The sequence below is a fragment of the Salinivibrio sp. PR932 genome (assembly GCF_001996125.1).
Lineage (GTDB): Bacteria > Pseudomonadota > Gammaproteobacteria > Enterobacterales > Vibrionaceae > Salinivibrio > Salinivibrio proteolyticus.
On sequence record NZ_MUFM01000059.1, the window covers coordinates 1 to 7,696 of the forward strand.

Here is a 7,696-nt window from a genome sequence, read left to right on the forward strand (position 1 = left end):
GAGTCATCCCTAGAGCTTCGAGCTCTCTAAAGGGTTGTTCTAGACTAGAACGTTGATAGGCAGGGTGTGTAAGCGCTGTGAGGCGTTGAGCTAACCTGTACTAATTGCCCGTGAGGCTTAACCATACAACACCCAAGAGGTTTTGGGTTGGACTTAAAATAAGCCAGTTGATTGTGGCGAGAACAAACAGCTTTCTAGGTTGATGGTTTTCACTTTTTAAAAAAGTGAAGACAAAACAAAATTTTGCTTGGCGACCATAGCGCTTTGGACCCACCTGAYTCCATGCCGAACTCAGTAGTGAAACGAAGCAGCGCCGATGGTAGTGTGGGGTCTCCCCATGTGAGAGTAGGACATCGCCAGGCTTTGATTATAAATTGTGACTGTTGCTTGCGATTTTTGATAGCTACGGTGCTCATGTACTGACGTACACTGCGCGTCTCGCTTCAAAACTCCCGTCACACAGACACAATTTAAGCATCAAAGCGGATATATGTAAGACTTTGATGAGAAAACACCAAGCCCTGACCTGACGGTCAGGGCTTTTTTTGTATCTTGAGAGTGCATCAGCCCTGCGCGTCTCGATTCAACATCCTCATCGCATCAAACAAGATAATCTAATTAGAGCTTAATGTTGGGCTTTAGTTAGCAAAAATTTAAGCATCAAAGCGGATGTGTGTAAGACTTTGATGAGAAAACATCAAGCCCTGACCTTATGGTCGGGGCTTTTTTGTATCTTGAGGGTGTATCAGCCCTATGCGCCTCGCTTCAAAACTCCCGTCACACAGACATAATTCAATCATCAAAGCAGATAAACGTAAGACGTGAAGTTCAAACACTAAGCTCTGAACTGACAGTCGGGGCCTAATCTTATCGCAGTCATCTTGAGTAATACTGGCACGGGTGATGTGACGCTTTGTTCGTTGTTGCAGCTACATATAGATATGCGATGTGTGACTGCCAGCCATTATTTTATCCGTGCTGATTCGTATCTAGCAGGCATAAAAAAGCCCCCAATTTTGGAGGCTTTAGCCTGAGTGTTTCGCTCTCTTTTAGCGTGGGTTTTTCTCAATGAGTTCACGCGTCCTCTGGGCCGGCTCTTCAAGCCCCAGCTTTTCGTAGGCTTTTAACATTAATGGTAGAGAAGCACGCGCGGCCTCTGTATCTGGAAAGTCTCGCTGTATAGCCTGACAACGATTCACGGCGGCAACCCAAGCTTCGCGACGAATATAGAAATCCGCAGTGGCCAATTCATAGTTAGCTAAGCGGTTTTTCAGTGCCACCATCCGTGCTTTCGCGTCTGCAGCATATTCACTATTAGGGTAGCGTTCGAGTAAGCGACGAAAATCGGCAAAGGCCTTTCTGGCGGGTTCAGGGTCGCGATCATTACGCTCCATGCGGAGAATATCGTGGATCAGGCTGCGATCTTGCGCCATGTGAACCAAACCACGCATATAGACTACCCAATCGCTTTCTGGGTGAGCTGGATGCATACGGATAAAACGATCTATGGTGGCTTCTGCGAGCGCGAGATCGTCGTTTTTGTAATAGGCGTAGATCAGATCAAGCTGGACTTGATCGGAGTATGCGCCAAACGGATAGCGTGAATCGAGCGCTTCGAGTTTTTCGATCGCAGTGATCCAAGCGCCTTTGTTTAACTGCGCCTCTGCATCTTGATACAGCTTAGATGGCGGATCATCTTGAACGACTTGGTTGTTACTTGAACAGCCCGCGAGTATTGAGGTGGCTAACAGCGCAGTAAGCGTAAGGCGTTTCATGGGTTATCGCACTTCCTTGAAAAGTTTTTATGCCATCTGGATTACGGTCGCAGCGGCAAACAGATACAATGTCATTATTCCGGCTATTTTATCCAGTGACAGGCGACTATAGCAAAAGGCGAGAGCGGGCGATACGCCACACGCCGCCATAACGACTGTCGCGAGGGATTAGTCATAGAAATCACAGAAAAGTTCGATATGGCACAACAGATAGAATTATCTCACCACATTCAAGACCACCAACTGGGCCAACGACTCGACCAAGCAATTGCAGAGCTGTTCCCTGACTACTCGCGTTCTCGGATCAAAACATGGATCCAAGCAGGGCAAGTGCGCTTAGACGGAGAGGTAATGGATAAGCCTCGCCATAAAGTGATGGGGGGAGAAGCGATACAGATCCAAGCGGAAGTGGAAGATGATAATCGCTGGATCCCGCAAGATATCCCTCTAGATATTGTCTACGAAGATGATGACTTGTTGGTAATTAACAAACCTGCAGGTTTAGTCGTGCATCCGGGCGCTGGGTGCCCAGATGGCACTATCTTAAACGGATTATTGTATCTATATCCTGAGATCGGCGATGTGCCTCGCGCAGGTATCGTGCACCGGCTCGATAAAGATACGACAGGGTTGATGGTTGTCGCTAAAACCATCCCAGCGCAAACGCGATTAGTGCGTGCCTTGCAAAAGCGTAAAATTACTCGCGAATATGAGGCGATTGCGATCGGGAATATGACCGGAGGCGGATTGGTGGATAAGCCCATTGGCCGTCACGCCACCAAGCGCACCCATATGGCGGTACACGAGCTAGGCAAGCCCGCAATCACCCACTATCGGGTAGCGGAGCATTTTCGAGGTCATACACGGCTAAGGCTGCGATTGGAAACCGGACGCACTCACCAAATTCGTGTCCATATGGCCTATTTGAACCATCCTTTGGTAGGCGATCCTTTATATGGAGGAAAGGCTAAGCCACCGCGTCAGGCGGACGATGTGTTGGTTCAAGGTTTGCGTCAGTTCAAACGACAAGCTTTGCATGCAGCGATGCTACGCTTAGATCATCCGGTGACGGGCGAGCAAATGGAATGGCATGCCCCGGTTCCTGAGGATATGGTCGCGTTGACCGAGCTACTCAGAGATGACCAAGCGAAATACGGTGAAGAGGACTATTAATGGAATGTATCCAGCCTGACTGGCCCGCGCCGCGTCATGTAAAGGCACTGACTACCACTCGCCTCGGTGGGACGAGTCAGGGCGCCTTTTCAGGCTGGAACCTTGGCCTACATGTGGGGGATGACGCTGAAGTTGTCTCGCAAAATAGGGCCATTCTGCAAGCGCTGGTTGGTGGTCCTATCACCTGGCTTAATCAAGTTCATGGTACACAGGTAGCACGGCTACCGTGTGTTGAGAGCTTGCCAGACGCTGATGCGGCGGTGACGGACGTATCTGGTCAAGTGTGTACAGTGATGACCGCTGACTGCTTACCTGTTTTGATCACCGATCGGCAGGGATCACAAGTTGCGGCTGTACATGCAGGTTGGCGAGGGCTACTCGACGGAGTTATAGAGGCAACCGTCGCCACGTTTACGGACTCGACCCAATGTATGGCTTGGCTGGGGCCGGCAATCGGTCCCATGCATTTTGAGGTCGGGCAGGAGGTTTATGACGCTTTTACGCGCGACTGCCCGGCGGCTCGCTCAGCTTTCGTTCGCCAACCGCATCAGAAGTATCTTGCCGACTTGTATCTGCTGGCGAAACAGCGCCTTGCCAAAATGGGCGTCACGGACGTGTACGGTGGCGACCATTGTACTTACCAGCAACGAGAACAGTTCTATTCTTACCGACGTGATGGGCAAACAGGCCGTATGGCCAGTTGTATTTGGCTGACAAAATAAAGTCAGTGGCGATGGTTGAAAACCTCACTGATGGTGCCCATTTATTCATCAAGCTAAGGTGTTAAGTGGGAGGAGCTATGCGCCTTGATCGTTTTACCAGTAAATTTCAAATCGCTATTTCTGATGCACAGTCACTGGCATTAGGACGTGATCATCAATATATCGAACCCGTTCACTTGATGAGCGCATTGCTCAATCAAGATAGCAGTGCGATTCGCCCTTTACTCACCATGATGAACGTAGATGTGAGCCAACTGCGTTCTAGCCTTTCTGAATTACTTGATCGCTTACCTAAAGTGACAGGGACGGGCGGCGAAGTTCAGCTTTCTAATAATCTCGGTATCCTCTTCAACCTGTGCGATAAGATCTCGCAAAAGCGTAAAGACAAGTACATCTCGTCTGAGTTATTTGTGTTAGCCGCGGTGGAAGATAAAGGACCATTAGGTGAGTTGTTGCGCAGCCATGGCTTAACCAGCCAAAAAGTGGAAGAGGCGATTGAGAAAGTCCGCGGTGGGCAACAAGTGGATGACCCTAATGCGGAAGAAAATCGACAAGCGCTTGAAAAATTCACCATCGATCTCACTGAGCGAGCGGAGCAGGGCAAACTGGATCCTGTGATTGGTCGCGATGATGAAATTCGTCGTACCGTACAAGTGTTGCAGCGGCGTACCAAAAACAATCCCGTGTTAATCGGTGAACCCGGTGTCGGTAAAACCGCCATTGTGGAAGGCTTAGCTCAGCGTATCGTCAACGGTGAGGTTCCTGAAGGGCTACGCAAAAAACGCGTTCTCTCGCTAGACATGGGCTCTTTGGTGGCCGGCGCGAAATACCGTGGTGAATTCGAAGAACGTTTAAAAGCGGTGTTGAATGAACTTGCGAAAGAAGAAGGCAATGTCATTCTCTTCATCGATGAATTACACACCATGGTCGGTGCAGGCAAAGCCGAAGGAGCAATGGATGCGGGCAACATGCTGAAGCCGGCGTTGGCTCGCGGGGAGCTCCACTGTGTTGGCGCAACCACACTGGATGAATATCGCCAGTATGTAGAAAAAGATGCTGCGCTAGAGCGCCGTTTCCAAAAAGTGTTGATCAACGAGCCTACAGTGGAAGATACGGTGGCGATTTTACGCGGACTCAAAGAGCGTTATGAGCTGCACCACGCCGTTGAAATTACCGACCCAGCGATTGTTGCGGCTGCAAGTCTATCGCACCGTTATATTGCTGATCGGCAACTGCCCGATAAAGCCATTGACTTGATTGATGAAGCTGCGTCGAGCATTCGTATGCAAATCGACTCTAAGCCCGAATCGCTCGACCGTTTAGAGCGTCGCATTGTGCAGCTTAAAATTGAGCAGCAAGCGTTAGAGAAAGAAGAAGATACCGCCAGTCGTAAGCGTCTCGACAGCCTGAAAGAGGAGCTCGACACCAAAGAGCGCGAATACGCTGAATTGGAAGAAGTCTGGAATACAGAAAAAGCGGCAGTATCGGGGACGCAACACATCAAGGCGGCGCTCGAGCAGGCGCGTACGGATATGGAAATTGCCCGTCGTGCTGGCGACTTGAGCCGCATGTCGGAACTGCAATACGGCAAAATTCCTGAGCTCGAAAAACAATTGGATCTTGCTAGCCAAGCCGAAATGCAAGAAATGACCTTGCTGAAAAACCGCGTGACGGATAGCGAGATCGCGGATGTTATCTCGCGCCAAACCGGCATTCCGGTTGCGCGCATGCTAGAAAGCGAGAAAGAAAAACTGCTCAATATGGAAGCGGCATTGCACGAGCATGTTATCGGGCAAGATGAAGCGGTAAGTGCGGTTGCGAATGCCATTCGTCGTAGTCGTGCAGGTTTGGCCGATCCAAATCGCCCGATTGGCTCCTTCCTTTTCCTTGGGCCAACAGGGGTGGGTAAAACCGAACTATGTAAGTCGCTTGCCGAGTTCATGTTCGATAGCCGTGATGCCATGGTACGGATTGATATGTCCGAGTTTATGGAGAAGCACTCAGTGGCTCGCCTTGTTGGGGCACCTCCGGGTTATGTCGGCTATGAAGAAGGCGGATATCTCACTGAAGCCGTGCGGCGGCGACCTTATTCCGTTATTTTGCTCGATGAAGTGGAAAAAGCTCACCCAGATGTATTCAACATCTTGCTGCAAGTGTTGGATGATGGGCGTCTTACCGACGGCCAAGGTCGGACAGTCGACTTCCGTAACGCGGTCGTGATCATGACATCTAACCTAGGCTCTGATCGTATTCAAGAGCACTTCGGTGAACTTGACTACGCAGGTATGAAACAGACGGTGATGGATGTCGTTGCACATCACTTCCGCCCTGAATTCATTAACCGTATCGATGAGGCGGTGGTTTTCCACCCCTTGGCGGAAGATCATATTAAGAATATTGCTAGATTGCAGATGCAAGAAGTTGCACGTCGTATGGCGGAACGAGACTTTACCCTTGAAGTGACAGAAGCGGCGTTAGCCATGGTCGCGAAAGGAGGCTTTGATCCTGTCTATGGCGCGCGACCACTCAAACGGGCAATTCAGCAATCGATAGAGAACCCACTTGCTCAGCAAATACTGAGTGGCGATCTCCTGCCTGGGCGACCTGTTGTTCTCGATGTCGAGAATGAACAAATTATTGCTAAACAAGGCTAATCGAACCAAACCGCAAAAAAGCCACCGTTTTAGGTGGCTTTTTTATGGCTATACCACCTAAATTGGCGAGAAAACTTGCGAATTGTTGGGTTTTTGTTCGGTCGGTATTTTTTCTTTAAAAACCCCTTGCGTCACAAAAATACCTCTCTATAATGCGCTCCTCGTTGGCACGGCAAACCGCGCTAACAAACGGCAGCAAAGCCAAGTAAACAAAAAGCTTGACTCACTGCCTCGGTGGCGTAAAATGCCACTCCCGCTCAAGATTGAGCGATGCTCTTTAACAATTTGACCTATGCAATCTGTGTGGGCACTCGTTGAGAATAGACRAAAAGATTTATTCGATGAACTGAGTGACCAAACGACAACTTTTATAGTTGTTCGGCACAGTCAATTCGTTTTTCTCTTYGGAGAGAAACAGTAATCAGTATTCATTGAGCTGAAACTTCGGTTTCGAAAAAAACTTTAATTGAAGAGTTTGATCATGGCTCAGATTGAACGCTGGCGGCAGGCCTAACACATGCAAGTCGAGCGGAAACGGCAGTATTGAAGCTTCGGTGGATTTACTGGACGTCGAGCGGCGGACGGGTGAGTAACGGCTGGGAACCTGCCCTRACGAGGGGGATAACCGTTGGAAACGACGGCTAATACCGCAATCCTTAGCTGGTTTGAGAGGATGATCAGCCACACTGGGACTGAGACACGGCCCAGACTCCTACGGGAGGCAGCAGTGGGGAATATTGCACAATGGGGGAGACCCTGATGCAGCCATGCCGCGTGTGTGAAGAAGGCCTTCGGGTTGTAAAGCACTTTCAGCAGTGAGGAAGGTAGTGTACTTAATACGTGCATTGCTTGACGTTAGCTGCAGAAGAAGCACCGGCTAACTCCGTGCCAGCAGCCGCGGTAATACGGAGGGTGCGAGCGTTAATCGGAATTACTGGGCGTAAAGCGCATGCAGGCGGTTTGTTAAGTCAGATGTGAAAGCCCGGGGCTCAACCTCGGAACCGCATTTGAAACTGGCAGGCTAGAGTCTTGTAGAGGGGGGTAGAATTTCAGGTGTAGCGGTGAAATGCGTAGAGATCTGAAGGAATACCAGTGGCGAAGGCGGCCCCCTGGACAAAGACTGACGCTCAGATGCGAAAGCGTGGGTAGCAAACAGGATTAGATACCCTGGTAGTCCACGCCGTAAACGATGTCTACTTGGAGGCTGAGGTTTAAGACTTTGGCTTTCGGAGCTAACGCATTAAGTAGACCGCCTGGGGAGTACGGCCGCAAGGTTAAAACTCAAATGAATTGACGGGGGCCCGCACAAGCGGTGGAGCATGTGGTTTAATTCGATGCAACGCGAAGAACCTTACCTACTCTTGACATCCAG

At 49.9% G+C, this 7,696-nt stretch carries 4 protein-coding genes and 3 rRNA genes; 6 read left to right on the forward strand and 1 reads right to left on the reverse strand.

From position 1 onward, the window contains the following. Both BZG84_RS15900 and rrf read left to right on the forward strand, forming a co-directional pair. A 23S ribosomal RNA gene (locus BZG84_RS15900) occupies nucleotides 1–125 on the forward strand; the annotation flags it as partial. 121 nt (nucleotides 126–246) lie between these two features. After that, nucleotides 247–362: ribosomal RNA gene (rrf, locus tag BZG84_RS15905) — 5S ribosomal RNA — on the forward strand. Nucleotides 363–1,049: 687 nt separating this feature from the next. Here the strand turns inward: rrf and bamD are convergent. Further along, nucleotides 1,050–1,775, reverse strand: a complete 726-nt coding sequence (gene bamD, locus BZG84_RS15910) for an outer membrane protein assembly factor BamD (RefSeq protein ID WP_069591102.1) — start codon at nucleotides 1,773–1,775, stop codon at nucleotides 1,050–1,052. A 198-nt stretch (nucleotides 1,776–1,973) separates the two neighbouring features. Here bamD and rluD point away from each other — a divergent pair, with 198 nt between their 5' ends. The 4 genes from rluD to BZG84_RS15930 form a co-directional block, all read left to right on the forward strand. Then, complete coding sequence (gene rluD / locus BZG84_RS15915) at nucleotides 1,974–2,948, forward strand: 23S rRNA pseudouridine(1911/1915/1917) synthase RluD (protein WP_077481872.1); 975 nt, start codon at nucleotides 1,974–1,976, stop codon at nucleotides 2,946–2,948. Then, a complete protein-coding gene (gene pgeF, locus BZG84_RS15920; RefSeq protein ID WP_077481874.1) occupies nucleotides 2,948–3,670 on the forward strand; it encodes a peptidoglycan editing factor PgeF in 723 nt (240 codons plus the stop codon). The genes rluD and pgeF overlap by 1 nt, the downstream gene beginning before the upstream one ends. A gap of 77 nt (nucleotides 3,671–3,747) precedes the next feature. Then, nucleotides 3,748–6,324 carry an ATP-dependent chaperone ClpB gene (gene clpB / locus BZG84_RS15925; protein WP_077481876.1) on the forward strand — a complete coding sequence of 859 codons (2,577 nt, stop codon included), beginning with the start codon at nucleotides 3,748–3,750 and terminating at the stop codon, nucleotides 6,322–6,324. A 463-nt stretch (nucleotides 6,325–6,787) separates the two neighbouring features. Continuing rightward, nucleotides 6,788–7,696, forward strand: a 16S ribosomal RNA gene (locus tag BZG84_RS15930); the annotation flags it as partial.

What these genes read in the sequence shown, in the direction of transcription:
- clpB (WP_077481876.1), top strand. Translation starts at nt 3,748, where the DNA reads ATGCGCCTTGATCGTTTTACCAGTAAATTTCAAATCGCTATTTCTGAT.
- rluD (WP_077481872.1), top strand. Translation starts at nt 1,974, where the DNA reads ATGGCACAACAGATAGAATTATCTCACCACATTCAAGACCACCAACTG.
- pgeF (WP_077481874.1), top strand. Translation starts at nt 2,948, where the DNA reads ATGGAATGTATCCAGCCTGACTGGCCCGCGCCGCGTCATGTAAAGGCA.
- bamD (WP_069591102.1), bottom strand. Translation starts at nt 1,775, where the DNA reads ATGAAACGCCTTACGCTTACTGCGCTGTTAGCCACCTCAATACTCGCG.